Source organism: Microvenator marinus, assembly GCF_007993755.1.
GTDB classification, from domain to species: domain Bacteria; phylum Myxococcota_A; class Bradymonadia; order Bradymonadales; family Bradymonadaceae; genus Allomicrovenator; species Allomicrovenator marinus.
Genome location: NZ_CP042467.1, coordinates 4,107,480 through 4,131,840, shown reverse-complemented (window position 1 = coordinate 4,131,840; position 24,361 = coordinate 4,107,480). Strand labels below are relative to the sequence as shown.

General features: G+C 56.1%; 19 protein-coding genes and 1 riboswitch. Of the genes, 10 read left to right on the top strand and 9 right to left on the bottom strand.

Going from position 1 to position 24,361, the window contains the following annotated elements; genetic code table 11:
* Positions 1 to 30 precede the first annotated feature (30 nt).
* Positions 31 to 651 (top strand): hypothetical protein, encoded by a 621-nt coding sequence (locus FRD01_RS17080; RefSeq protein WP_146961776.1) that lies wholly within the window; start codon positions 31 to 33, stop codon positions 649 to 651.
* 3 nt (positions 652 to 654) lie between these two features.
* Here the strand turns inward: FRD01_RS17080 and thiC are convergent, their stop codons facing one another.
* The 3 genes from thiC to FRD01_RS17065 all read right to left on the bottom strand — a co-directional run bounded on the left by thiC (position 655) and on the right by FRD01_RS17065 (position 6,488).
* On the bottom strand, positions 655 to 2,226 hold the full coding sequence (gene thiC, locus FRD01_RS17075) for a phosphomethylpyrimidine synthase ThiC (protein ID WP_146961774.1): 1,572 nt from the start codon (positions 2,224 to 2,226) through the stop codon (positions 655 to 657).
* A 44-nt stretch (positions 2,227 to 2,270) separates the two neighbouring features.
* Positions 2,271 to 2,369: riboswitch (TPP riboswitch) on the bottom strand.
* 9 nt (positions 2,370 to 2,378) lie between these two features.
* On the bottom strand, positions 2,379 to 5,270 hold the full coding sequence (locus FRD01_RS17070) for a toxin-antitoxin system YwqK family antitoxin (protein WP_146961772.1): 2,892 nt from the start codon (positions 5,268 to 5,270) through the stop codon (positions 2,379 to 2,381).
* 228 nt (positions 5,271 to 5,498) lie between these two features.
* Positions 5,499 to 6,488, bottom strand: a complete 990-nt coding sequence (locus FRD01_RS17065; RefSeq protein ID WP_249755697.1) for a class I SAM-dependent methyltransferase — start codon at positions 6,486 to 6,488, stop codon at positions 5,499 to 5,501.
* 96 nt (positions 6,489 to 6,584) lie between these two features.
* On the opposite strand from FRD01_RS17065, the gene FRD01_RS17060 reads away from it, so the two are divergent.
* A complete protein-coding gene (locus FRD01_RS17060) occupies positions 6,585 to 7,271 on the top strand; it encodes a pseudouridine synthase (RefSeq protein WP_146961768.1) in 687 nt (228 codons plus the stop codon).
* On the opposite strand, the gene FRD01_RS17055 is transcribed toward FRD01_RS17060, so the two are convergent.
* The gene (locus tag FRD01_RS17055) at positions 7,263 to 9,482 is read right to left on the bottom strand and encodes a hypothetical protein (RefSeq protein ID WP_146961767.1); all 2,220 of its coding nucleotides are present in this window, start codon (positions 9,480 to 9,482) and stop codon (positions 7,263 to 7,265) included. The genes FRD01_RS17060 and FRD01_RS17055 overlap by 9 nt on opposite strands.
* A gap of 89 nt (positions 9,483 to 9,571) precedes the next feature.
* On the opposite strand from FRD01_RS17055, the gene FRD01_RS17050 reads away from it, so the two are divergent.
* Complete coding sequence (locus FRD01_RS17050) at positions 9,572 to 10,678, top strand: hypothetical protein (RefSeq protein WP_146961765.1); 1,107 nt, start codon at positions 9,572 to 9,574, stop codon at positions 10,676 to 10,678.
* 1 nt (position 10,679) lies between these two features.
* Here the strand turns inward: FRD01_RS17050 and FRD01_RS17045 are convergent, their stop codons facing one another.
* The 4 genes from FRD01_RS17045 to FRD01_RS17030 all read right to left on the bottom strand — a co-directional run bounded on the left by FRD01_RS17045 (position 10,680) and on the right by FRD01_RS17030 (position 17,488).
* Positions 10,680 to 11,999 (bottom strand): DUF3999 family protein, encoded by a 1,320-nt coding sequence (locus FRD01_RS17045; protein WP_146961763.1) that lies wholly within the window; start codon positions 11,997 to 11,999, stop codon positions 10,680 to 10,682.
* Entirely contained in the window at positions 11,996 to 14,833 is a 2,838-nt protein-coding gene (locus FRD01_RS17040) for a DUF2339 domain-containing protein (RefSeq protein WP_146961761.1), read from the bottom strand. The genes FRD01_RS17045 and FRD01_RS17040 overlap by 4 nt, the downstream gene beginning before the upstream one ends.
* Before the next feature lie 138 nt (positions 14,834 to 14,971).
* A complete protein-coding gene (locus FRD01_RS17035) occupies positions 14,972 to 16,456 on the bottom strand; it encodes a lamin tail domain-containing protein (RefSeq protein ID WP_146961759.1) in 1,485 nt (494 codons plus the stop codon).
* Between the two features lie 87 nt (positions 16,457 to 16,543).
* A complete protein-coding gene (locus FRD01_RS17030) occupies positions 16,544 to 17,488 on the bottom strand; it encodes an RIO1 family regulatory kinase/ATPase domain-containing protein (RefSeq protein ID WP_146961757.1) in 945 nt (314 codons plus the stop codon).
* Positions 17,489 to 17,673: 185 nt separating this feature from the next.
* Between FRD01_RS17030 and FRD01_RS17025 the strand changes: the two genes are divergently transcribed.
* Complete coding sequence (locus FRD01_RS17025) at positions 17,674 to 19,254, top strand: hypothetical protein (RefSeq protein WP_146961756.1); 1,581 nt, start codon at positions 17,674 to 17,676, stop codon at positions 19,252 to 19,254.
* Positions 19,255 to 19,375: 121 nt separating this feature from the next.
* On the opposite strand, the gene FRD01_RS17020 is transcribed toward FRD01_RS17025, so the two are convergent.
* Positions 19,376 to 19,891 (bottom strand): 3'-5' exonuclease family protein, encoded by a 516-nt coding sequence (locus FRD01_RS17020; RefSeq protein ID WP_146961753.1) that lies wholly within the window; start codon positions 19,889 to 19,891, stop codon positions 19,376 to 19,378.
* A 77-nt stretch (positions 19,892 to 19,968) separates the two neighbouring features.
* On the opposite strand from FRD01_RS17020, the gene FRD01_RS17015 reads away from it, so the two are divergent.
* From FRD01_RS17015 to rsmG, 6 genes are read left to right on the top strand one after another with little or no spacing between them, the layout of a single operon-like run.
* Positions 19,969 to 20,559, top strand: a complete 591-nt coding sequence (locus FRD01_RS17015; RefSeq protein ID WP_146961752.1) for a GNAT family N-acetyltransferase — start codon at positions 19,969 to 19,971, stop codon at positions 20,557 to 20,559.
* Positions 20,490 to 21,278, top strand: a complete 789-nt coding sequence (locus FRD01_RS17010) for a metallophosphoesterase family protein (RefSeq protein ID WP_146961750.1) — start codon at positions 20,490 to 20,492, stop codon at positions 21,276 to 21,278. The genes FRD01_RS17015 and FRD01_RS17010 overlap by 70 nt, the downstream gene beginning before the upstream one ends.
* A 54-nt stretch (positions 21,279 to 21,332) precedes the next feature.
* Positions 21,333 to 22,325, top strand: a complete 993-nt coding sequence (locus tag FRD01_RS17005) for a hypothetical protein (protein WP_146961748.1) — start codon at positions 21,333 to 21,335, stop codon at positions 22,323 to 22,325.
* Positions 22,326 to 22,360: 35 nt separating this feature from the next.
* The gene (locus FRD01_RS17000) at positions 22,361 to 23,239 is read left to right on the top strand and encodes a hydroxymethylglutaryl-CoA lyase (protein WP_146961746.1); all 879 of its coding nucleotides are present in this window, start codon (positions 22,361 to 22,363) and stop codon (positions 23,237 to 23,239) included.
* Positions 23,239 to 23,766, top strand: coding sequence for an NUDIX hydrolase (locus tag FRD01_RS16995; RefSeq protein WP_146961744.1), 528 nt, complete (start codon positions 23,239 to 23,241; stop codon positions 23,764 to 23,766). The genes FRD01_RS17000 and FRD01_RS16995 overlap by 1 nt, the downstream gene beginning before the upstream one ends.
* Positions 23,763 to 24,338, top strand: coding sequence for a 16S rRNA (guanine(527)-N(7))-methyltransferase RsmG (gene rsmG, locus FRD01_RS16990; RefSeq protein WP_146961742.1), 576 nt, complete (start codon positions 23,763 to 23,765; stop codon positions 24,336 to 24,338). Before FRD01_RS16995 ends, rsmG begins: the two co-directional genes overlap by 4 nt.
* Positions 24,339 to 24,361 lie beyond the last annotated feature (23 nt).

Sequence of the window (24,361 nt, the reverse complement as noted above, 5' to 3'; positions counted from 1 at the left end):
ACTCTCTTATCGGGTGACAGGGGAAAGTTCATGTTGAAAAGCAATCAATTGGTTGGAGCAGGTTTGTTGATCGGGTCGATTTCGTGCGTGGTTTCCTGTGGAGACCCGTCGGCTGTGGAGCCCGAGTTGGTTTATGCAGTTGAGAACAGGTTCGAAGAGACGAGACTTCACCATTCGGACATACATCTGGAGCCTCACAGTCTGGATGAGTGTCTTGTTGGTAGTTTTGGTCTGGACTACAGCCAGGCTGCCGACCAATTGAACTTTATAGGTGTTATCGGCAATGTTTGTGACGAGCCTTTGTCAATCCAAGTCCCAAACAAGAACGACCCAAATGTGTTTCTCTCCGCGAATGGCAAACGATTTCGTTGGTGCGGAGTCGCGTGGGAGTTTTCCAATGTCTGGTACACGCTTGAATTGAAGGGTGGTGAGACCTTCAACTTTGGGAGCCCTCTCACACCAAAACGAGGATGGGAGGAAGGAACACAGGATTTCACGGTTTCCATTGCTTGGCCAAAGCCGGGGGACCGGTCCGAAAAGTTCTGTGATTATGGACCTGAATCACACTACCTCAGGACCTATAGGCCAGAGATTAGTGATGAAGATCGAGAGCTGTTTTTGAGGGTGATTGAAGAAAGGATGAACGAATGAAGGTTAGAGTTCGCGGATGTCCTGGCTGAGCTTCATGCTGCAAAATTTGGGGCCACACATGGAGCAGAAGTGGGCGACTTTGGCACCCGGCGCAGGCAGGGTTTCGTCGTGGTACGCACGCGCCGTCACGGGGTCCAAGGCGAGGTTGAACTGGTCCTCCCAGCGGAACTCGAATCGGGCTTTGGAGAGGGCGTCGTCCCACTCTTGCGCGCGAGCGTGGCCCTTGGCGAGGTCGGCGGCGTGGGCGGCGATCTTGTAGGCAACGAGGCCCGCCTTCACATCGTCTTTGTTGGGGAGACCGAGGTGTTCCTTTGGCGTGACGTAGCAGAGCATGGCCGTTCCGTACCAGGCGATCATGGCGGCACCGATGGCGCTCGTGATGTGGTCGTACCCAGGTGCGATGTCCGTGGTCAGGGGTCCGAGCGTGTAGAATGGCGCCTCGTCGCACCACTCGAGCTGTTTCTCCATATTCTCTTTGATGAGGTGCATCGGGATGTGGCCTGGCCCCTCATTCATCACCTGCACGTCATGCTCCCATGCGATTCGGTTTAGCTCGCCCTGCGTCTTAAGCTCTGCGAACTGAGCCTCGTCGTTTGCGTCGGCAATGGAGCCTGGCCGAAGGCCGTCGCCTAGCGAGAAGGCGATGTCGTAGGCGGCGAATATTTCACAGAGTTCACTGAAGTGGGTGTAGAGGAAGTTCTCCTGGTGATGGGTCAAACACCACTTGGCCATGATGGACCCGCCTCGGCTCACGATGCCGGTCACGCGTTTGGCGGTGAGCTGCACGTAGCGAAGCAAGACGCCGGCGTGCACGGTCATGTAGTCCACGCCCTGCTCTGCTTGTTCGATGACGGTTTCTCTAAAGATCTCCCAGGTGAGGTCCTCGGGCTTGCCGTTTACTTTTTCGAGAGCCTGATAGATGGGCACGGTGCCAATCGGTACCGGCGAGTTGCGGATGACCCACTCGCGTGTGGCGTGGATGTTCTTTCCGGTGCTCAGGTCCATGATAGTGTCGGCGCCCCAGAGTGAGGCCCAGCGCACTTTTTCGACCTCTTCCTCAATCGACGAAGTCACCGCGGAGTTGCCGATATTTGCGTTCACTTTGACCAAGAAGTTGCGCCCGATAATCATGGGCTCGGCTTCCGGGTGATTGATGTTTGAGGGAAGAATTGCGCGTCGACTCGCAATTTCGTCGCGCACAAATTCTGGCGCAACGCCTTCACGCAGCGCCACGAATTCCATCTCCGGCGTGACCTCACCGCGGCGCGCGTAATGCAGTTGAGTGACTCGCCCGTTGCCTTTTAGGACCGGGCGATGGAGGGTTTGAGGTACGCAATCCGGGAGGGGAAGAAGGCGCTCGACCTCTTGGACATCTTCACGGCCGTAGATCCAGTCTTTGCGAAGTTGTGGCAGACCGCGGGTACAGTCGATATCCCTTGGACCGCTCGTGTCGTAGAGCTGTACGGACTCACCGTTGGTGAGGTTGACCTGCCGGAACGGGACGCGCACGCCGCGTGTGCCTTCGACCCAGATACGTGAAGAATTAGGATAAGACTCAGAAAATTCGTTGTTCATGTTTTGCTCCAAGAAAAAAGGAGCGGTGAAAACGCATGCACGAATGCGTTCTCTATCCGCTCTTCCTACGCCGGTATCAACCGGATCAGGTTCCAAGGGTGCTTCTCAATCCTTCACCATGAAGGATGCCCCTGGCGGACAAAATCGTGCCGTCAGGCTATATCAGCCTGATTGTTGTTGTACAAGTAGTGCCGCGCAAGCCGAGCTACCCAGCCTGTCGCGGTCTCTTCGACCTTGCGCATGGGTTCGACGAGTTCTGGATGATTTGGAATAGGGAAGCTCATGGCGAGCTCCTTAAACGCCGGCTCATTGGACTCCAGAAAGGCTTTTAGCGTCGAGACGACCTCTTGGGTGTTTTCGGTGTCAGAAAGGCTTATGAGCCTCTCTAGGCCGTCTCGTAGCAGTTTTGAAGGCTCGATATTCTTTGCATAGGGCTTCCACGCGGCGACCCAATCCTTTAGAGCGAGACCAAGCGTATCGGCATCCAATGTGGAGATATCGGGCAGCGGCTCAAAGATTGTCTCGGGGTTCTTCTTGGACGCTGCGAGGCGGGCAGCGTCCCGAATTGGCGTGTGCGCGTGATGTACCCATTCCAAGATTACCTCAGCCTCGACCGAGTCATCTTCGCCCGCGACACGTAGCGCCCAAATGGTTTGTTCTTCGCCATCTCGAGCGCTTTCGGGGTTAGTTTCTGGTGCGAGGGCTGTGCGCACCCAGAGCCGCACATCGTCTACCTCCGCGCCAAGACTTTTGAGCGCGAACCTTACGACGGGCATCCTTGCAGGACCAAGACTTAAGGGCTGCAAGGACTCAATGGCTCGAAGCTTTTCTTCTGGGGTGGCGAGGTGCGCTCGATGGGCTGCCGTCCAAAACTGCGTAAAATTGTAGGGCCAACCAAGCCTGGAGAGGACAGGCGCGAAGCTCGTAGGACTTTTGTGGTCTTGTGTGTCTTCCTCTTCATCCAAGGGCTGAACGTCGTATGAACCGGGCAGAATGCCTTGAGCCTGCAATCTACCTCGGTACTCGTAGATGTCCTCGACAGGCCCAATGAACTCTCGGCCCCAAAGAATCTCGTCTATGAATCCGGCGACATCCCGAATCAACCAGGACTGCGCGGTTTTCAGGTGCTCGGCCAAAGGCTCAGTGAGATCACTTGATGTGAAGAAGAGCCGGAACAACCAGTAGGAAGCATCGACCAGACTGGACTCGCAAATCGACTTTAATTGCTCCAGCGAAGGGACTTCAGGCCAGACGACGATGTCCGAGGGCTGAAGTTGACCGGCGAGGGCTTTGATGATCCACTCACCCCTCTCGACGTAGGGATGTTTGTTGTGTAGCTGTCTCCGAGAGGAGTAGGAATCCGGAATGAAGCCCTCAAAGGGACCAAGCGCAAACACCGAATCTTCCACAGATTTCATGGCGCGCCGGAAGGCTTCGGGCGAGAGGCTCCCCTTCTGTTTATAGGCGTCCAACGCGCATTGCGCATAGATGAATGACTCGACACTCGTGGCTAACCGATGGGCTCCAGAGAATATCCAAACTCCTGTATCCAACCCTGTAGCATCGACGAAGTAGGTTGATGCCGGCCAGGGCTTTCTGCCGAAGGGAGCGAACCCACAAAAAAGCTCCCACGCGTCGGTTTGTCGGGTATCCCAAAGAACGTCGGCTCTAAAGTATTTCAGTCGTTCGATCACGCGCTCAGTGTTGCCGGGTTCCTCCTCAGCAAGCGCACTTGTCAGCACATCCTCGAGAGTCCACTCAACCAGATGACGTGGAGGCTCGTTTAGTCTGCGTGCCAAGCCCTGCAGGGAATCGTGAGCGAGGCCTTGTGGTACGATCGAGGACGCATTTGTTCCTAGATATATGGCGAACCGTTTCTCTAGAAATTCTTCTGGCGAGAAATCAAAATCTGAGTCGCAGAACGCTTCTGATACTGCTACTCCGAGATGATTAACCTGGATTCCGTCGGCGAAGAACTTCGAGAGAAGAACCCCGTCATAGAGCTCCATTTCGATGCGATCGATGGATTCGGCAACGTCTTCAAAAAACTTCGTGGTAGCACCTGTCCGGATGTATAAGGCCTTCTCAATGTCTCCCTTGTAGTAGACTTCGTGGAGATATGCGGTTCCATCGGAGGCGAGCCGAGCTCTCTCACCGTGCAGGACTCCGTACTTTGAGAAGGTATCGTGGCCAATGGGTTTGCCTTCTTTATCCCAAAGATCCCATCGTCCCATCTTGACCTTATCTTCGGTTTTTCCGCATTCCCAAACCTCATCCTCGAGATTCCAGATCGCGTTCTCCGGTACCGAAGCCGGGCGTTTTGCCTCCAGACTAGCGAGGTAGTAATCACTCGAGAGCGTGAAGGCGCGCGACATTTCGGCCTTTGAGACTTCAAAGATTTTCGTGTTGTAGCCTTGCTGGCGGCGCACTCCAAAGTAACCGTTGGAAGTCGGGCCATCGTAGATCCAACGCACATCGTCTTCTTCGGTATTTTCGATGTGGTTGCCTTCGACGTCCCGAAAATATGGTTCGAGTAGAAAGAACGTGGTCTCCGCAGCGACGCGACTCAGGTGCTCACCGAGATCGATAGACCTGCCATCTGAATCATGAGGCACGGGGCTATCAATGCCTTCAAGGGTATAGAGAGTGAAATGATAGGCCTGCGGGCGCCCTTGATCGTAAGGCAGGTCCATTCGCATCACATGGTCACCGAGGTTGGGCGGGAGTACCGAGGCGGTGTCCGCCTTTCCGGATGTCGGCCGAGTCCACGAGTTGAGGCCGTGGACCTTACCGTGCCTCCAAACGGCCCATTGCGAGCGCTCCCCGTTCGGGTGAAAACGTTCGAAGTAGCCGTGCAGCCTACCCTCTTCGTCGTGAGTGGCTCGGCAAATCACCGTCCCGTCGGGGTACCACCAGATCCAATCTCCTTGAAATTTGCCGTCGGGTGATTTGGTGCCGACCTCCCACTCGTTCTCGTCTTCGTTCCAGGTTGCCTCAGGGGGCAGTCCTTGTGGTCTTTGTGGTTCGGGGTGCTTCTTTGCCATATAGACCTCGCGCGTGGTCAGTCAACGCGGGCTCACTCCGCGTTGGATGGGCGTTATAAAAAGATTCGCGCGGGATGATGCTATGATCTTGGAAAAGTGGAAAGATCTAAAGGGATGTTTTTGCTTGAAAAATCCCTTTTGCGGTACTGAACGTTTCGTACCGCATTATCTAATGCGGTACGAAACGTATTATATTCGCATACGCGGACAGAGCCCGCGTAGACGTGGTCAGGCCGCAAGGACCCAGAAGCGCGGATTCTCTGCCAATATTTCAAAAGTCTTGGGGCCAAAAAGGCGAGGAATTGGCACCTGTCTTTGGACTACGAAGATAAGGGATCCGTCTGGAAAAAGGTACTCTGGAGCCCTTTGAACCAAAGCGTGGAGCACACTAAAATCTTCTACTTTGCCCTGATGAATTGGAGGGTTAGATACGATCAGATCAAAGGGCTCTGGAGCTAGCCGTGACCAGCCATCGGAGAGCACAAGCTGAGCCTCAGGTACGTTACGTGCCGAAGCCAATCCCGCCAGGGCATCAACCTCCAGCATGGTGACCTGGCCTGCGCCGCGGTCTAAAGCGGCGGCACTTATCATGCCGCTACCCGACGCGAAATCCAAGACCTTCTTACCCTTGAGATCTGGAAGGCAATCGAGCAGAAGACTGGTTCCGTCGTCGAGTTCACCGCGTGCAAACACACCCGGATAGGTGTACCAGTTTCGCCCCTCAAAGGGTGATTCGATCGACTCTTCCCACTCTTCAACTCTGGTTTTTAGACCTTCTTTCGGACCCGTAGCCTCCCAAATTCTGCAGTGAGCCTTGGTACGAATCGTACCGCTCCTTTCAAAGACTTGCTCGAGCAGTGTGCCGGCCGATTTTGCGCCTTCGTCATTGGCTCCGCAAACGATCAGGCGTCCATGTTCACCGAGAACGCCAGCACACATATGAAGGGCGTAGAGAAAGGTCGCCTTTGTTCTGGGCATTCTGAGCAGGATGGTGTCGAACGGGCCATTCGGCGGTGTGGTGCTTCCCGCTGCATCTCCCCATGAAAGCCAATTCCAGCGGTGTGGATGCTCAAGTAGCCCGCGGTCATTGACCACCAACACTTCGCCGGCCGAGTCCTTGAACTCAGCTAGCAAGTCGAGCACTTTTCGGTCGCGAACTGCTCCGGAGTGATGGGTGCTGCTGCCTCGTTTTTGCGCCTTTGATTTTCCGCTCATCATCCCTGCCTCACAAAAGACCCGGCGCGTCATAGCATAAAGTGGCCAAATTCACCGTGCAGATTGAACTTGGGTCCCGACGGGTGTAGTGAGGCGGCCATGGAAAGACTAGATAAAATATTGGCGCGCCGCGGTGCGGCATCGAGACAGGCGGCTCAACGACTTTGTAGACAGGGTCGAGTCCGTGTGGGTGGAATGGTCGTTCGGGATCCTTCGCAGAAAGTCGATGGGAGCCTGGAGGTCCTTGTGGACGGCGAAGCCTACGAGGAGGCCCCGCTTTTCGCGATCTACCATAAGCCCGTGGGCGTTCAGTCGAGCATGGCGGACAACTGGGGCCGAGAAGATCTTCAGGAAGTTCTGCCCGAGGCATGGCAAAGCGTGATGCACCCGGTGGGCAGACTGGACGCCGACACCTCGGGTCTTCTGCTCTTTTCGTCGGATGGAAAATTGACGCAAAAGCTCTTGCATCCAAAGCACGAGGTACCTCGTGTCTACGAGGCGCTGGTGGAGAATCCAGTGGATGAGGCTCGGTTGCGCACGACACTGGCGGCCGGAGTTGAAACGGCCGAGGGCGTCTTCTCCGCGGGATTACTGAGCGTTGACGGACAGACGCTGCGACTAGAAGTCAGTGAAGGAAAGTACCGAATGGTTCGGCGGATACTGGCCAATAGCGGGCATCCAGTAGTTAAACTCCATCGCGTGAGCTACGGCGGTTTTGAACTAGGCAACCTTGAGCCTGGCGCGCTTCGAGCTTGCGAGGAATCTGAATGGGAGTGGCTACTTTAGAGACGCTTTCTCCCACATACGAATGTAGGCCTCCGCGGACCGGAAGATGAGCTCGAAGTCCTCGTCCGTAGCGCCATCCCGGCGGGCATCCTCGAGCAACTCCGCCACTAACCCGATATGGACCATGCCTTCGGTGTTAAAGTCGACCACCCGTTCACCGACCAGAGGCTGTGTAAACTCCACAGCCCCGTCGAAGGACACAAATGGATACTCGACCGGATTCGACTGTTGCTCACCACAATTTGCCAAATCACCGAACCTCGGCCGAGGCATGGTCGCCATACCGTTAAAGTCGAACCCGAACCCAAGGCCGGGATAGGCGCCAGCGGCGTCAATCTCCCCTTTCTGCGCCCTGAAGCCGCGCATTAGAGACCCCGGCTCACCCGTTGAACAACGAGAGATTCCAGCAATGGAGAGACCGCCGATCTCGTAGAGTTTCCCACGGTTGGTGTTCCCATGAGTCGCTGCTGCGGGGTAATTGGCTTCCTCAAGCATCTCGAAGACCTCAACGTACGTTCGTCTCGGGAGGTGGTCGATCTCTGGAATCATCCCGCGCTCCATAATGCCTCGAATCAAGTCTCGCCCTGCTTCAGTCAGCCCTCCCGCCTGGCACCAGTCTCCTTCGAGCGCCGGCTCTTGTAAAAGCTGGAGGTAGGGCAAAAGGTCCCTCAATGGGCTCATGCTGAATTCAAGCAACTCGTTTGGTGCAGGCGCAAGGTAGTCTTCGCGCGGCTCGTTGATGCCGCCGAACTGCACCGGACCATAGTCAAACGTGGTCGGAACATCAGGGCAGTCTTGAACGAAGTTCGAATAATGTGCGGTTTGTACGAAGTTACCGAGTTCTACAATTCCGCGATGCCCATCGCCGGGTGTAAACGCGTTGTCGTACTTGTGATTCGGGAAGATCGCGCGGATTCCTTTGGCGTAATACTCGTCGAGCTGTGCTTCGATGTGGTCGCGGTCGCAGATTGGGTCGTCCGGGCGGCGGGTGAGATAGCACTCGAAGAGATTCGGAACCTCGATGCCAAGGATGACGGCGAGCTTGCCCTCGGCAATCACTGCGCGGGCGTCTTCGGGGGACTCCACCACTCTGAACCAGCCTTTTCCTGGCCCGCCTTCTTGCGCGTCGATATACCTCTCCATCACTCGTACTTCTTCGATTTGCCTGTCTACGTTCAGCATGTCTCGGCAGTCCCAACGTACGGGTTGAAAGCCTGTATCGGCCATCAAATCGCAGAAGACTTCGTTCGACACCGCGTGTTGGACCACCAGCCGCATCCCGGCCATCCATGCGCGTTTGAGCCAGATATAGTACTGAGTTTGGTGGGTGATATGCTCTGTGCTTGGCCAGTCAGTGAATGTTGGCCAGCCGTCTGTCGTATGGCTTGGCTCCGGCAGAAGTCCGGTTGAGAGCAACGAGATAATCTCTGTCTGGTCGACCTGATCGCCGGCGCCTAAGAAGTCTGCTCGGCCATCTTCGCCGTGGAATTGTTCGCAAGACCCGAGCGCGTGTTCCACACCCAGCCGGTGAAACGGGGCGCCATGAAAAATACCGCCACCTCCGAATCCGAAGTTCGAGAGGATATGCGAGTGCGCGTCTACAAATCCGAAGAGGTCGCCGTCCTCGAACTTGGTTTTTGCGGGGGTTCCAGTAGCGTCAAGGCTGAGCTCTGGGAAGGTTGCACACCCCTCCGCCTCTATCAATTTGAGAGGTACGGGCTCCACGGCAATTGGCTCAGGGCCCATGTAGAAGTTGGATTGCCTTCGCCGAATATTGAAAGCGTTTGAGACCTGGTCCGATACTTCGAGCTGCCATTCGGCAGGAGAAACGAAACTATCGTCAACGCGAGTGATATCGGACTCAAGTTCGGTTCGACGCTTCAGGTACTCTGCACCAGCTTCGACCCCTTCAAGGTCGAGCAAAAGGTATCCACGCTCGTCGTCGTAGAAGAGATATGTGCCAAGGTCACTGGCCCTCATCAGAAAGGGCGTTCCCTCCCCACCCCATTCATAGCGCTCGCCATCGCGAGTGAGTAGTTCTCCTTTATGCTCGATCCTGACACAGGCATTTGCGAATTCAAATACGGCTTCAGGTGGTGCCGAATCGAAGATGAGTTCGCCCGGTGGGACACTTTCCACAGTGTCGACGCAGCCAGCGGCCAAAACCCCAAGAGCGCACAACAAGATCTTGTAAAATTGTCGGTTTTTCATGTACTACTCAATCACTGAGGATGTTCGTTCAGCCAAGGCTACCACGTTCTTGTTGGGTGAGAAGACTTACCAAAGGATAAGTGATTTCCATGATTCAACATTCCCGCCGATTTCTTGTCGCGATGATCGCCGCGTGCTGCCTTTTTCCGTCGAGCGCGAGCGCTTGGAATCTCTACGTGAACGGAGCTGCAGACACGTGGAACACCAACGAGTTTGGCGGCCATGGGATATTCTTGGCGCACCTCGCCCTCCCTTTGGGTGACTGGCTCTTAGTAGCCGAGCTCAACACGGATACGGCGCTGCTTCGAACTCAGACGCAGTTCGGGAAGGTCCAGCTCGGTGCACAAGTTCGCGCCGAAGCACTCTTTGGCGGCCTTCTGATTCATCATTTTGTGGCGGGTGAAGACCAGCCTGAACTCGGGTTCTATGCGTCGTTTGCTGAAGCCCAGGTGGATGCGAAAACCAATCTAGCATCTCATTGGTTCACGCTTAGTTTGGGGGCAAGGCAATGGGCTTTTTCCGCTTTTGAGGAAGAAGATATCGTGTTTCCTCCCGACCTTTTGGCGGCGTACGCCCAGCTGAGTTGGGCGTGGTGGGAGATTGACCATGACTCAAGCTGGTCCGACCCACACAGGCGTGCGAGGCGAAGGATTGAGGGTTTTGGGCTCGGAATGGATATCAGCGCCGAGCTCAGGAACGATTCAGGTGAGTTTGGGGTCGAGGGCAGAAACCCCGGGGAAAAAGAGATCTTGTCGGTTCGACAGTGGGGCGCATGGGGTGTGGAGTTGAGCCCAATTGCGCGCCTTCAGGTCAGACAATGGGCCGGATGGGGCTTCAATGAAGACGACCTGACTCGGATGAGGGTGGGCGGCCAAAATCCCTATGTGTTGCCGGTGCCAGGCCTACCGTGGGCTGCTTTTTTGGCTCAACGCTATGTGGGTGGAGAGGTAGCTCAGTCCTTCAATCTCTGGGGCGAGTCCGAGATCGGATTTACCGCGAACGGCGTGGTGCTTGATGACCCGAGGCGTGTGGGGGACTTTGATGAGTTTGGAAACGTTATCGGTACATCACTTTTCTTGGATTTCCGGCATGGCCCATGGCAGGCGAACGCCGCGATCGGCCTCTCGCCGGACACCGGCTACCTTGCGAATTCGCTGAATTATGGGGCTTATGTAGACCTTGGGCGCTCGTTCTAGGTCATCGTTTCAAGAGAGATATAGAAATCCCTGCGACTAGCAGGCAGCCCAGCACGAGCACGCTCCATAGAATCCACGGGGTTTTCTCGACCTCTACGGGCGCTACGCTGGCGGCTTCCCCCTCGCGCTCCTCCATAGGGCCGAGATATGCCGGAAGAGGCCGCCAAGCCTCTCCAAAATGGGACTTCAGGGTTGAGACGAGTTCCGGCACGGGCGCGTTGATGCGGCGCCTGTCGTGACTTCCGGCGAGCAGTTCATAGGGGCCTTGGCCACGGGCCAGGAACACCAGTGTTTCGGGCTGCCAGCCGAGGAGGAGCGTGGGTTGGTCAAGGGTTGGGGCATCGCTCGTCAGACGGAAGTAGCGGTCACGCACAACGCCTTCCAGCTCTCTAGCAGCCGACCTGCTGGCCACATCGCCGCCAAGGTTGAATCCGACCCATGAGCCAGCGCGATACCTCCAGGGCGCGTCAAGCGAGTCACGACTCTCTAGCTTCCAGCGCGCTGCCGAGTTTTCTTCGAGCTCGATATCCGCCTTTTGCACCGGAAATCTGCCCGGGTTTGTGTAGATAATCTCGGTGTATTTTGGGTGAAATTTTGTATCTCCGACCACACGAGTCCATTGCCATTCAGGGTCTTCTGACTGTGGCGCGAGGTGTGCACGCACGCTCAGAACCGGCACGAGGAGCCCCTTGGCTGCACGAACTCGGAGATAGCGCTGACTCCTGTCGACGCTCAGCTTGTTGAGGAGCACGCGTTCGTTTTCAGCCTGGAGGTCGACCAATTTACCGCGGCCTGATTCGTGCCAAGTTTCAAAATCCGAGCTGCTCTCGATGATCACCTCAGTATCGAGCGGGGCGTGGTCAGGGCTCCATTCTAGCTCCAGAAACTCAATGGGATCTCGGACGCGAGACGCGTCGACCAGAACTCCGACCGGAGGCCCCGTATGGGAGTGCAAATGCTCAGTTTCAACACGTTCTACCCTGCCCTGCGTTCGAGTCTCACGACTGATGGTCCAGAGGTTATGGTGCTCCCATTGGGGCGGAAGCTCAAAGAGCGGAAGCTCGAGCGAACCAGCCCGCTCCACCACATTTTCTGCGGGCATGAGCGCCGAAGGAACCTCTTCGCCTTTGGCGTTCCGAACGATCAAATCGCCAACTCGAGAGTCTGTTGTGGCCTCATAGACCTCGGAAGACAACTCAACGAGATAGGCACCAGACTCATCGCGGCTCGGCGCGATGGGCCACGCCCAGCCGAAATCAGCCGCAAACGCGTTCGCCGGAAGGATGAGAAGAATCAGAACAATGAAGGTCAGAGCTCTCATGGTTGATCTCCTGCGTTTTGAGACTCGTCTGGACTGGACTTCAACACGGCATCTTTTGCCACGGGTGCGGGAGCAAGGTAGCCCACCACAAGGCAAAGTAGACCGAACGCGATGAATGAACCAATGCCCATCAAGTCCCCGAGGTGGGTTCGGTCTACAACGATGAGTTTGACGAGCACCAAGCCGATAAGGATCGCGCCGACCTTCCACATGCCGCGATCGCCGCGCTTGGAGCCAGCGATCCAATGGCCCATGCCGAAGAGACTCCAGACCACGGTGAGACTCATTTGAGCGGTGGCATTATCCCAAAGCTCGAAAGACCAAGGCGCATCTGTGTATTGGTGGACGGCTCTCAGAGTTACGTTGGTGAGCGAGACCAGAGAAACTAGTGAGATGCCGGTACGCATCATTCCGCGAAGGTCTTCCTCGACTAGTCCCGATTTGAACCAGGCGATGAACATGGCGAGGATCGTCAGGAGGACCAACTCCACCGGATTGACGAGCGGAATCCAGGTGAGGCCTGAGTCTCCCGGGTGGGTCAACAAGATGAGCCAGAGCACCAAGACTACCGCCTGTAGCATGGCCATCAGGAACGGGCGCCAGCGCTCAAACCCGAGCGTCGGCCAGAAGATGACGCGCGGAGCAAAGGAGGTCAGACCCACGAGGACGAGCCACGGTACGACTCCTGCGGCGGCTTCCCAACCGGTCGCAAGTCCAAGTTCGCCCACCGTATGGTTCGCAAACGAGGAGACCACCACGCCGACGACCAAGACCCAGATGGCATGAATGGTCGGGACCGTAAGGCCTTTGTGGTCTCGGAGGCTATAGAGTGAGCACATGGCGAGCGTGCCCCAGATGGCCCATGCGCCTGGGCCCCATCCGGAAAAGACGTGTCCGAATTCCTCGATTTTAGGCAGAGCCAGAGCACCGCACGCAAATCCAACCACAACCGCGAGCCTTAGCAGTTGGGACGCGAAATACTTATGGAAGGAGGCGAGGCTCCCCATGGTCAGGGCCGCGAAGACGAGCCATGCGTCATAGTGGTCGCTGAAGTGTACGAACTCGTTGATTTCCCTAAGACCCGTGACCACCCACCAAAAGAGTCCCCACACAAAGAGGACGCTATCGGTTGAGTCTTCGCGTCGGCGATAGAATAGCGCGGTGGCAAATCCAGCCAGCGCGAGCACGAGGCCGCTCATGAACGCCGGATTGAAGATAGCTGGGTCGGAGATGTCGGTGTTCACGAAGATATAGAAGATGGCCGCGAGAATCTTGAGCAACCCGCCCACCAGTCGTTGCCATCCGATATTATTCTTGAGCCCGAGCCAGATAAGGATTGCGCCTTCGATGGCGAAGATCGCCACCGTTGTTTGGGCCGAGAACGCAAGTGGTACCGCGAGGGTAGCAAAGGTCAGCGCGATTGCGGCATGCGCCATGCCAAGGCCTCGGTAGTCTTGGAGTCGAAGCAGGACGGCCCCGAGCACCATGTTCAAAAGCGCGACACCGAAGGCGATCCATGCCAGAGGAAGCTGCTCCAGGATCAACAAAGTAACTGAGAGATAGGCGAAGAGCGGGTTTCCAAAGACCACCACCATATCCGCGAAACCAAGTGAGCTGCGGTCGGTTTCCTTTCGTGCGTTGAATATCGGGATCGCGAGGAAGAATGCGTAGAAGACGGCCACAAACGGGATGGTGCTCATGAGTTTTTCATCTGAGTACTCGAGCCCGCCCCAGAGCAATCCGATTCCGTACGTGAAGAAGAATCCCAAGAGATTGAGCCATTTCCACGAGCGCCACCACGACATACCGAAGATGGAGAAGTTCAAGACGGCATAGTAGCTAAAGAGCGCGACGTGATTGCCTGAGCCCGTGGAGATGAGCAGCGGAGAGGCAAAACCCGCGAGGATGGCTAGCACCGCAAGCCCGCTCGCGTTTTGGGCCACGGCCATGATACCGAGTGCGGTCACGAGGATGATCGCCATTCCTAACGCAAGCGTGGGATCGAGAAGCTCGTAGAATCTGAAGGCCGCGAAGGTGGTCATCAGGAGAACACCTACGCCACCGCCTTGAAGGCTGAGGCCAAATGCTCGCCGCGTGTTCCTCTGCCACCATCCGATGGCCGTTCCCGCGATGCCAAAGGCGGCGATGCCGGCTAGCCTGAACTCGATTGGGAACGAGAACCAGCCTTCGCTCGCCCCATACCTGATGAGTGCCGCAAGACCTACGAAGATCACGAGCACGCCGATAACGGCGAGCACGTTCTCCTGGAGGATATTGATGAGGCCGGGGCCTTGTGGAGCTTCGGGTTGTTTGGCTGGCGGGACCGGACGCTGCCGTTGTTCGGGCTGTGGCTCTCGTGGTGGGTTTGGTTGAGCAGGCGCCTCAGCTTCCGGGGTTTGGGACCCTGGCGGCTTCTCAAATCGCGGATTGAACTTGGATGGCTTTGCCGCCAGAGGCGCCTGAGGACTCTCTGCCTCGACGACTTCGTCGACTGGCTCTTCCGCGACTGGCTCTTCTAGGACCGGCTCCGGCTGGGGCTCTACTGGGACCTCTTGCGGAGTTTCCGGCTCAGGCGGAGTTTCAGGCTCGGGCGGAGTTTCAGGCGCGACAGGCGCAGGCAATGGCTCGGGCGCCAACCTTTGCGGTTCGGGCGGAAGAACTTGGCGCGGCGTGGGCGCGGTGAGTTGACCAGTCTCAACATCTTCCATTCGCCGCTGAAGACTCTTGATATTCGCGGTCAGCTCCCAAACCTTGAAGACCAGCCATATCGTGGCGATAGGTATCGCCAAGAGGGATGCGCCAAATAGAAATATTGCGATTTCGAAGGGTTCCATAGGTACTCCAAAAACAATTCAGCGAGTTCTAACGCAATTTGAGTACCAACGTATCTAACGAAAAATCGGCCCTTTTTATGGGGCCGACAGAGACGCATGGACGTTTTATGAACACCTTAAGGTCATTTCACGCACAAATCACGGACACTCGGGATTATCAGCCCCTGGCGTACCCAGGTCTCCGGTCGCGAATGGCGTGACCGCGGAGCACCAGATGCCCCAGTCGTCACGGCTCCACGTAGCGCCGGTAGGCGGGGACGAGTATTGGGTGGAGTCGATTTCGTCGAAGAACGAGGAGCCCGCCCAGGACGGACACTTGAGCGTCAAAGTGTCATTGGTGTTATTCAGGTTGATCTGCGCGCCGTAGATGAAGTCTGCGGTGAAGCCCACATTCACGTGGCGCGCAAAAGTCACATAGCCCCAGGGCGAAACTTCGATGGATTGGTTGATAGTGAACGATTCAGCGCCCGTAGAAGTCTGGCTCTCAACCACACAATTATGAAGGTTTCGGTGCCCTGTGGTCAGGTTCCGAACCTCAAACCACTCACCTTCGCTGTCGTAACGATTCGCAGGGTCCGCCATGATCTCGGTGATTCGGAAATCGCCCGGTTCAGGTGGTTCAATCACACAACCGGTATAATCAACATTGCAGCTCGAATCACATGTGGGCGTACCAGTTCCGAAGATGGTGCAGGTCGCGTTGGTCGTCCCATCACATTGTTCTGCACCATTGACAATGCCATCGCCACAGCGTGGTCCGAGAGCGGTGCAAGATGCGTTGCATTTGCCATACTGCCCGTTCTCCGAGCCGTCATCACACACCTCGTTTCCGTTGACGACGCCATCACCGCAGGTGGCGCCGAGGCCCGTACAGGTGGAATTACAACGGTTGTATTGGCCGTTTTGGGCGCCATCGTCACAGACCTCGTTCCCGTTTCGCACGCCGTCACCACACCTGGGCCCAGGCCCCGAGCAATCGGCCTTACACCGTCCGTACTGACCGTTCTGAGCACCGTCATCGCAAGACTCATTGCCTTCGCGCACACCGTCACCACAGGACGTACACGCGTTCACGTTCAATGTGCACTGTGACGAGCAGGTGATTGTGCCGCCATCAAATCCAAGGGCTGAACACGTAGTTCCCGGCGCGCCATCACACTCCTCGGAATCGTTAACAACGCCATCGCCGCAACGCTCGTGGAAGCAGCCTTGTACCACATGTTGGCAAGAGCTTGAGCACGTGACGCTGCCTCCGGAGAAGCCGAGGTCTTCGCAGGAGACCAACGGAAGGCCGTCACATTGTTCGCCTTGCTGAACTAGCCCATCACCGCATAACGCGGGGGGATCGACAGTTTGATTATTGGTGTTGTTCGAGTTGTTCGAGTTGTTCGAGTTGTTGGAACCCGGCGAATTGTTGGTACCCGGCGAGTTGTTGGAGACTGGGTTGTCGGGACCCGTTGTATTGTTGGAATTGTTCTGAGTGACGGTCAGGTTGTTTGAGCCAGGCTCGTTATTGGTCTGATTATTCTCAGAATTGTTTGGGTTGGGCGTATCGGGCGTCTTCTTGACGATCTCATCGCCACAACCGAGAGCAAAAACCACCAAAAACAATAAACTTCGCATAGCAACTCCTTCATCTACCTTAGAGTCATAACACTCTTCGCAGCGGATTCCAGAGTTTCAGGCTGTGTTTCAGGAAGATTCAGGTCGCTATTTCTTGCGATTACCTGGTCCTCGCCGCGGCTTATTCCGATTGTCCTTCCTCGGAGTACCGGATTTCGGGGCGTCATGACGCGGGCGTTGAGTGTTGCGCGCGGGGGCTGAAGGGGTCATCACAACTGCCCGACGGCCCAGAGGCAGTACAGGCTCATCAACAATCGACTCCTCTTCTTCCGGACCGTAGGCTCGATTCATCAAATCGTCGAAATCCATATCATGCGAGAGTTCGCCTCGCTGATACATCTTCCAGATTTCTTCGCCGAACTTGAACTTTCGAGCTTGATTCGAGTCGCGCAAGAAGTGCGACGCGAGGCTTTGCACATCACGGATGAAAATCCTCTTTGCGTTCGAGTTTGCGGTGCTGTCGATGGCCTGGGGGAAGTCGATGATGATCGGATTCTTGCCGTCGTAGAGCACGTTGTAGATCGAGAGGTCACCGTGCACGATATTGACCGAAAGCATACGCGCGGTCTGAGTCAGGAGGTCTCTAAAGACGCGCTTCTTCTCCTCCACCCCTAAATGAGTCTCGGCAAGGCGCGGCGCGGGGTTGCCGAAATCGTCGCGCACGTACTCCATGACGAGCACGCCGTCCATGAAGATATAGGGCGCGGGCACCCGTACCCCGGCATCTTTAAGGATGTAGATAGTCTTCGCCTCAACTTCCAGCCACTGCTCTTCTTCCTGAGCGCGGCCGTAGTTGGTGCGTTTCTCCATCGCACGCTTATCACGCGAGTTTCGGACCTTACGTCCCTCGGTATAGTCGGCACGCTGGCTAAAACTGCGATGAGCTTGTTCCTTATAAACTTTGGCAACTCGTTCTTCACCGCCGGCAACGACGAGAAAAATTTGAGCTTCTTTGCCACTCTTGAGGGGTCTGATCACCTCTTGGATGATTCCCTCTGAGACCAACGGCTCTAGCCGTTTGGGCATCTTCATACCACTGGCTCCTACTCCTTATGTGTTGGACCGGTGTCGCAAAATCCCGGACTGACTATAGGCAAATTCTCTTGAATTCAACCCTCAACAGGCATTTGATGCGTATTTGGGTACAAAATGCACAATTCTGGCTGCGAACGTAACTTTTCCCTAGGGTTGGAATCGAAGCATTGCAGGAGAGTTCTTTGAGCAATGGGCGCAAAATTGCGGTGGGAATTATCTGGCTGATGACCGCGTGTAATCAGGCAGAGGACCGCTACGTGGCACCAGACCTCGGTCCGCTCGATATGGCCGCGGAAGAAGATAGCACGCCGGACCTTCCCAATGTTGACGCGGGCCCGGACGTTGACGCCGATTTGGGCGACGATTCCGACATGGACATCATTCCTCCTGGCCCGTGGCGCTCGGCGCTCTACCAAGAGAATTGGCTCCCGACCACTGTGGACGAGGCTGGACGTGGACTTCACGACTTTTCGTACGCAGGTTTCCGTCGCGGCGAGGCCCCTTGGAAAGACCCCGAACCCTATGTGCGGCTGAGTGATTTCGAGCCGGATCCGACCGGAGAGGCGCTGTCTACCGCTGCATTCAAGGGAGCCCTTGCGTCCCTGGAAAACGGTGGAACTCTCGTAGTTGATCCTGGCATCTACCGGGTAGACGAGGTCTTGGAGATCCAAACTCCGGGCGTGCTCATTCAGGGAAATGGGCGCCCTCAGATCTGGTTTTCGAACCCTCAGGAAGGTGGGCAAATTCGCTTCGAAGGAAAACCGGTCGTGACCACGGAAGTCGACCTGACGCGCGATACCATCAAGTACACCGAGGTCATCAGCGTCTCCGATGTATCCGACTTCTCGTTCGGCGACCGAATCTATATCGGGCAGACCATCACGCCGGAGTTCCTGGCGTCGTACGGGATGGAAGACGAGTGGGCAGAATGGCTTGGCGACTACCAGGTGATTCACAGGCGAACAGTCTTCGAGGTGGATGAAGGGTCGTCAACGCTCCGGCTCGATATCCCGATCCGTCAGGTTATTCGGGCCGCAGACGGAGCAAAGGTCCAAAAGATTTTGGGAGAATTGGACCGGGTGGGTGTACGCTCGATCGATATCTCGACTGCGGCGCGTGGCGTTGACGAAGAGACTTTTGCGATCTCAATCCAGCACGCCTACGACGGCCTCATCGACGAGGTGAACTCCTTCGAAGCCGACGATTCCGGCGGTCACCTGGCCGGTGGCGGCTTACTCGTGATGGATTCGTCGTCGATCACAGTCTCAAACTCAAGGCTCTCGAATTCCATCTCCGAAGGTCTTGGGAGTTTGGTGGAGGTTCGGCGTTCAAACGAGATATTAGTCTCTCTGGTCAACACCGAGGGCGGCGCTCCAAACTTTGGCGTGAGCGGTGGGTTTGGGTCGAGCGGCAACGTTTGGTTGAGGGTGGAATCCGCCGAGGGTCAAAGTCAATTCGACGGCCCGCTGGCTACCGCGAATCTGGTTGACGCGAGCCGCCTGCTTGGGACTTGGTCCGCTGAAACCTTGCCAGAATCGGGACCTGGGTGCGCGGACTGCGTCTTCTGGAACACTCGCGGTAGCGGCATGATTCGTACAGATCAGTTCGGCTGGGGCTACGTGATTGGCACAACGCCAGAGGTTGAAGTTTGGCGTTCGGACAACGCGCCTTTGGACTGGCTTGAGGGTCAAGGCCGTGGAGGAGATTTGGTCCCGAGCTCACTCTATGAGGATCAGAGACGACGCCGACTTGGGCTTCAGTAGTACACGCGGGCTCCGTCCGCGTGGGATGAGTCTCGCATTTTATCCAACTTCCTCAAATTCTTGTTGGACCGTTTTGCTACAACGCCCGTCTCAAGCGGCTACAAGCCGCTTGTACTGGGGGTCAACTCGGTAGCTTAAGCCCCATATCCACAAGCGCGAGCAAGGCCTCCGCGTTGCCTTTTGCATCGTTGACCGGGTGGTGGTCGTGAGTGGTCTTTCGCAGATGTTTCCAACCGGCAAAGAAGTCCTTTTGCAGCCCGCAATAGAGGTCGCCGATACGCCGAGCTGAATAACCAAAGGGATTATGCCCCAGATACTTATGGAAGTAGTAGTTGATGAACTGCCAATCAAACGCCGGATTGTCTGACATGAAGATGGGACGCCCCTTGGACTCAGCTTCCACCCATTTTGCGAAGGCTTCCATGGTCTCGGCGGGATCGGGAAACTCCAGATGTTCCTCGCGCGAAAAACCGCTGATTTTCAACGCGTCCGGCTTGTAGTCGTCCGTGATCGGTCGTGTTTGCCCATAAAAAGTGGTCTGGAGCTCAGGAGAGACCTTAACGGCTCCAAAACACACCATCGAAAACAAGCCAGGACAAGGTCCATCGGCCTCAACATCCACGACAAAAAGCGACATAGGGGTTCCTCATGATTGAAGTCTCGACAAGAGGCGAGGCATGACGCAAAATCGCCGGGCAAAAACGACGAGAGATCATGGTCACCATAAAGCGCCTCCGCGGCCAAGAGATTTTACCCTACATACCAGATGCTGCACGGCTTCGCATCGAGGTCTTCAGCGAATTCCCTTATCTCTACGATGGTGACCTCGACTACGAGAAGTCCTATTTGGCGTCCTACGCTGAGTCGGAACGTAGCGTGTTTGTCGTGGTGCTCGACGAGAAATCGGTGGTGGGTATCTCAACAGGGCTGCCGCTTATGGACGCCGAAGACGCCTTCCAAGACGCGTTTGGTGCAAGTGATATCGATCCAAAAGACGTGTTCTATTTTGGGGAGTCGGTTCTGAAGAAGCCGTTTAGAGGGCACGGAATGGGGACGCGGTTTTTTGAAGAGCGCGAGAAATACGCCCGCGAGCTCCAAGAGTTTAAGTGGACCGCATTCTGTGCTGTAGAGCGCCCCGTCGACCACCCCGACCGGCCAGAAAACTACCAGCCCCTGGATGCGTTTTGGGGGCGCCGAGGTTATCTCAAACACCCCGAAATCCATACGACTTTCGAATGGAAGGAACACAACGAAGCAAGAGCGTCTGCGAAGCCTATGGTGTTCTGGGTTCGGCCGATTCGATGAAGATTGCTCTCATTTCCGACATACATCTTGCCCCCGGGGGTTTGAACCGATGTGGCGTCCCGATTGCGCAAATTGGGGAGGTTTTGGATGAACTGGAGAGGACACACGATCGTCTTGTCGTGGGCGGAGACCTCTACGATCTAAGCCGACCGGCACTTCTTGGCGCATGGCGGGCACACCGTGAGCTGATGCTTCGGGAGTTCGGAGAGGTGTTGGAGCGGCTCGAGGCCTATGAAGCGGTGTTCGGAAACCATGATTTTGCGCGCCGAGAACTGGGTTCGAAGGAAGTCCTGAGTTTTAAGGGACGTGTGCTCGCGACGCTTCTACACGGACACCAGTTCGACGGCGGAATCAAGCGCATCCCTGGGCTCGCCGCGAGCGCAAACTGGGTGTCTGGTTGGGCGGCACGCCTCGGAGTGGATGAGCTTGGTCGCGCGCTCGGTGCGGTACCTGTCCTCTTGGAGTCGCAACGCAATCTGGACGCAAATCTTCGCGGGCTACTGGCCTACAATCGTGTTTCCCCCGCCCAAATCCTGATTACGGGCCACACCCATCTCTTGAGGGCGTGTCGTATTGAAGGTGTGGTGCTGGTCAATAGCGGTTGTTGGGAACGTGAGCCGCAATGGGTCAGTCTCGACCTCGATGCGGGGACTGTAGAGCTCAATCGAATGGTGAATGGTCGCGTGATCGGGAACCGTGTCAACGCGGGCCCTCGTTGACAGGTGCCTCAAGAGTAATTTTGAAGTAGCATCCGCGTTATGAGTCGATGGATCGTGAGTCTTTTACTTTTGGCGGGAGCGTGCAAATCGGAGGCACCGCAGCCTACTCGGCCTGAGCTTGCGCCAGCGATCGAGGAGCCAGAAACCGAACCTGAAGAGCAACCTGAGCCCGAGGCACCGCAGGAAGAAGCCGTCAAATGGCCCACGGATTTCGCAGACATCTACGAGCGTCCACTCAGCAGCGAAGACTCCCTTCCCGAGTGCAAGAGCGGCTGGCACGCCTCAGCGATCGACGATGAATTCATGGTCTGGAAGTGTTCAGATTACGGCGACACGGGCATTTCGGAGAGTGGTGAGCTCGCAATTCACACGCGAAACCGCAAGATTTTCATGGTTACGGTCACCGTTGACCAGGAGTCGGACCGCGGCGCCAAGGCGCTCGTTGCTCCACTGCGGTCCATCAATAAAGAGAAGAGCGTCGAGATGACGCCAGACGAGTCGAAGATCCTCGACGAACTTTGGAATCTAGACACCTCCTATGCCGGGCTCACCGTGGGCGACACCGGGTTTTCGGTGCTCCACTACAGCGTGCGAGACCAACTCAGCATGGTCGGCGAGCTTATCGAGCGGCAACAAGACTTGAAGTCGGTAGGACGGCGCTACACGCTCGATGGTTTTCGCTACAAGATAAAGCGTGTCTCGCGCGAGTCGATGGTTGGGCGCGGAAAGGACCGTTGGACAGCGATGAAGGGCTCGGATTTTGTGGTGGTTGAGTACGAAATCGAAAATCGAACGAAGACCCTACACGACACCGACCCCGCCACCATGCGTCTCGTCACCGGCGCGACCCTCATAGAAAGCGATGAGCGTGCGCAGCGCGCAATCTTGGACGCGGACCGCACCGGTCAACTCAATCTTTCGCTAACGCCAAGGAAGACACGCGAGCGAGTTGTGGTGTTTGAGGTTCCACAATCTTTGCTCAGCTTGCCCCTAAAGCTTGTGATTTCGAATGAGGACAAACTCATCTTTAAGGTCGTGCTCGATTGAGCTATATCTGAGCGACCCTAAGAACAGGTGTGCTGGTGCAAAACGACGTTTCTGTATTCGAGGTGGGACCCCGCGATGGTCTCCAAAATGAGTCTGTCCTTCTCCCAGTAGAACAGAAAGTCGCGCTGATTCATAAGTTGGTCGATGGGGGCCTAAAGCACGTAGAAATCGGAAGTTTTGTGCATCCGAAATGGGTGCCTCAGATGGCCGACACGGACGAAGTTGCGCGCACCATCGAGAAGAAGCCCGGTGTGGCTTATTGGGCTCTCGTCCCAAACATGCGTGGACTTGAGCGCGCCATTGACGCCGGCATCAAGCACGTCGCGTTCTTCATGTCCTCGAGTGAGACGCACAACCAAAAGAATATCAACCGAAGCATTTCTGAAAGTTTGGTCGCGATGGAAGAGCTCTTCAAGCTGGCCCTGAGCGAGAAGCTGCAGATTCGCGCGTATATCTCCACCGTATTTGGCTGCCCATTTGAAGGTGAAGTGGACTTTGACCGCGTGCTGAAAATCGGCGACCGATTGCTGGAACTTGGAGCACAACAGATTTCGCTCGGTGACACGACGGGAATGGGTCGACCCTTGCAAGTTCAAGAGGGCTCGAAACGCGCCGTGGAGCGCTGGGACTCAGACAGAGTTGCCCTCCACCTTCACGACACAAGCGGGCTAGGCCAGACCAACGCGTTTGCCGGCTACCTCTCCGGAATTCGGGCGTTTGATAGTTCGGTTGGAGGACTTGGTGGCTGCCCTTATGCGCCTGGCGCGCCTGGGAACCTTGCCACCCAGACTCTTGTGAACCTGCTGGAATCGCTCGGCCGACCTACCGGGATTTCAAGGGATTCATTGCGCGAGACCACACAATGGCTTGAAGACGATATCGGCTTCAATCTCACGCAGCGCCGTTCACTCTAATGGCCATAAAGCCGTGGAAAACCCTTGATGCGAAGGTTGTGGCCGAAACTCCGATCTTTGAACTGGAGCGCGTCACTCGAACGTCTGAAGCAGGCCGGACTGGGGACTTCTATGTGGTTAAGATTCAAGACTGGGTCAACGTCTTTGTGTTCACCCCCGAAGACGAACTGGTTCTGATCGAACAATACCGGCATGGAACCGACGAAGTGACTCTGGAAGTGCCGGGCGGCGCGATCGATGATGGCGAAAGCCCATTGGAAGCTGCCGCGAGAGAACTTAGGGAAGAGACTGGATTTACCTGCGAGTCTTGGGAGATTGTGGGCTGTGTCGAGCCAAACCCCGCCATTCAAAATAATCGCTGTTGGACGCTCGTGGGACGTGGAGCCAGAAAAACTCATGCCACCGATATGGATGAACATGAGGAGATCGAGGTCAAGCTTGTGCCACGTGGTCAGATGGATTCCTTGATCAAGGACCGAACCATCAAACACTCGTTGGTGGTTGCCGGTTGGTATTTTGCGCGATGAGTACCGAGCAGTACATAGATTTACTTTTGCATTTCAACGCCTCGAGTAACCTGATTGGGCCGATGGATCGAAAGACCATTCGCTATGATTTGATTGAGGACAGTCTCAAAGCAGCCATCCACGTTGCCCCGTATGGACGGGTGCTAGACGTGGGAAGTGGCGCAGGCCTGCCCGGGCTTCCTCTGGCAATCGCGTATCCTGAGGCGCATTACACGCTCGTGGAACCACGAAAGAAGCGTACACAGTTCATGACGATTGCGGCTCAGCGTCTAGGTCTTCGAGAACGCGTAGACGTTGTGGCAGAGCGCATCGAGGACTTTGTTCAGAGCCCTGATTACGCGCCCTTTGACTGGGTGGTTTCCAAGGCCTTTGAAGAGCCCACGGCGTTCCTAAAAGATGCCCTGGCGTGGACCAAGTCCGGTGGACATATCATTTCGATGATAAGTGCCGCGGATGAGGCTTCCCTGCTGGAGCTGGCCAATGAGTTGCCAGTGGAGCAGGTTGGCACAATGGCCTACGAATCAAGCGAGGGACAAGCCCGACGCGTGATTACGTGGAAGTTTTCTAGCTAGTGTGAGATGCGAGCAACGCGGGC

What these genes read in the sequence shown, in the direction of transcription:
- FRD01_RS17040 (WP_146961761.1), bottom strand. Translation starts at nt 14,833, where the DNA reads ATGGAACCCTTCGAAATCGCAATATTTCTATTTGGCGCATCCCTCTTG.
- FRD01_RS17045 (WP_146961763.1), bottom strand. Translation starts at nt 11,999, where the DNA reads ATGAGAGCTCTGACCTTCATTGTTCTGATTCTTCTCATCCTTCCGGCG.
- FRD01_RS17080 (WP_146961776.1), top strand. Translation starts at nt 31, where the DNA reads ATGTTGAAAAGCAATCAATTGGTTGGAGCAGGTTTGTTGATCGGGTCG.
- FRD01_RS17010 (WP_146961750.1), top strand. Translation starts at nt 20,490, where the DNA reads ATGGAAGGAACACAACGAAGCAAGAGCGTCTGCGAAGCCTATGGTGTT.
- rsmG (WP_146961742.1), top strand. Translation starts at nt 23,763, where the DNA reads ATGAGTACCGAGCAGTACATAGATTTACTTTTGCATTTCAACGCCTCG.
- FRD01_RS16995 (WP_146961744.1), top strand. Translation starts at nt 23,239, where the DNA reads ATGGCCATAAAGCCGTGGAAAACCCTTGATGCGAAGGTTGTGGCCGAA.
- FRD01_RS17070 (WP_146961772.1), bottom strand. Translation starts at nt 5,270, where the DNA reads ATGGCAAAGAAGCACCCCGAACCACAAAGACCACAAGGACTGCCCCCT.
- FRD01_RS17050 (WP_146961765.1), top strand. Translation starts at nt 9,572, where the DNA reads ATGATTCAACATTCCCGCCGATTTCTTGTCGCGATGATCGCCGCGTGC.
- FRD01_RS17055 (WP_146961767.1), bottom strand. Translation starts at nt 9,482, where the DNA reads ATGAAAAACCGACAATTTTACAAGATCTTGTTGTGCGCTCTTGGGGTT.
- FRD01_RS17060 (WP_146961768.1), top strand. Translation starts at nt 6,585, where the DNA reads ATGGAAAGACTAGATAAAATATTGGCGCGCCGCGGTGCGGCATCGAGA.
- FRD01_RS17015 (WP_146961752.1), top strand. Translation starts at nt 19,969, where the DNA reads ATGGTCACCATAAAGCGCCTCCGCGGCCAAGAGATTTTACCCTACATA.
- thiC (WP_146961774.1), bottom strand. Translation starts at nt 2,226, where the DNA reads ATGAACAACGAATTTTCTGAGTCTTATCCTAATTCTTCACGTATCTGG.
- FRD01_RS17065 (WP_249755697.1), bottom strand. Translation starts at nt 6,488, where the DNA reads ATGATGAGCGGAAAATCAAAGGCGCAAAAACGAGGCAGCAGCACCCAT.
- FRD01_RS17020 (WP_146961753.1), bottom strand. Translation starts at nt 19,891, where the DNA reads ATGTCGCTTTTTGTCGTGGATGTTGAGGCCGATGGACCTTGTCCTGGC.
- FRD01_RS17035 (WP_146961759.1), bottom strand. Translation starts at nt 16,456, where the DNA reads ATGCGAAGTTTATTGTTTTTGGTGGTTTTTGCTCTCGGTTGTGGCGAT.
- FRD01_RS17030 (WP_146961757.1), bottom strand. Translation starts at nt 17,488, where the DNA reads ATGAAGATGCCCAAACGGCTAGAGCCGTTGGTCTCAGAGGGAATCATC.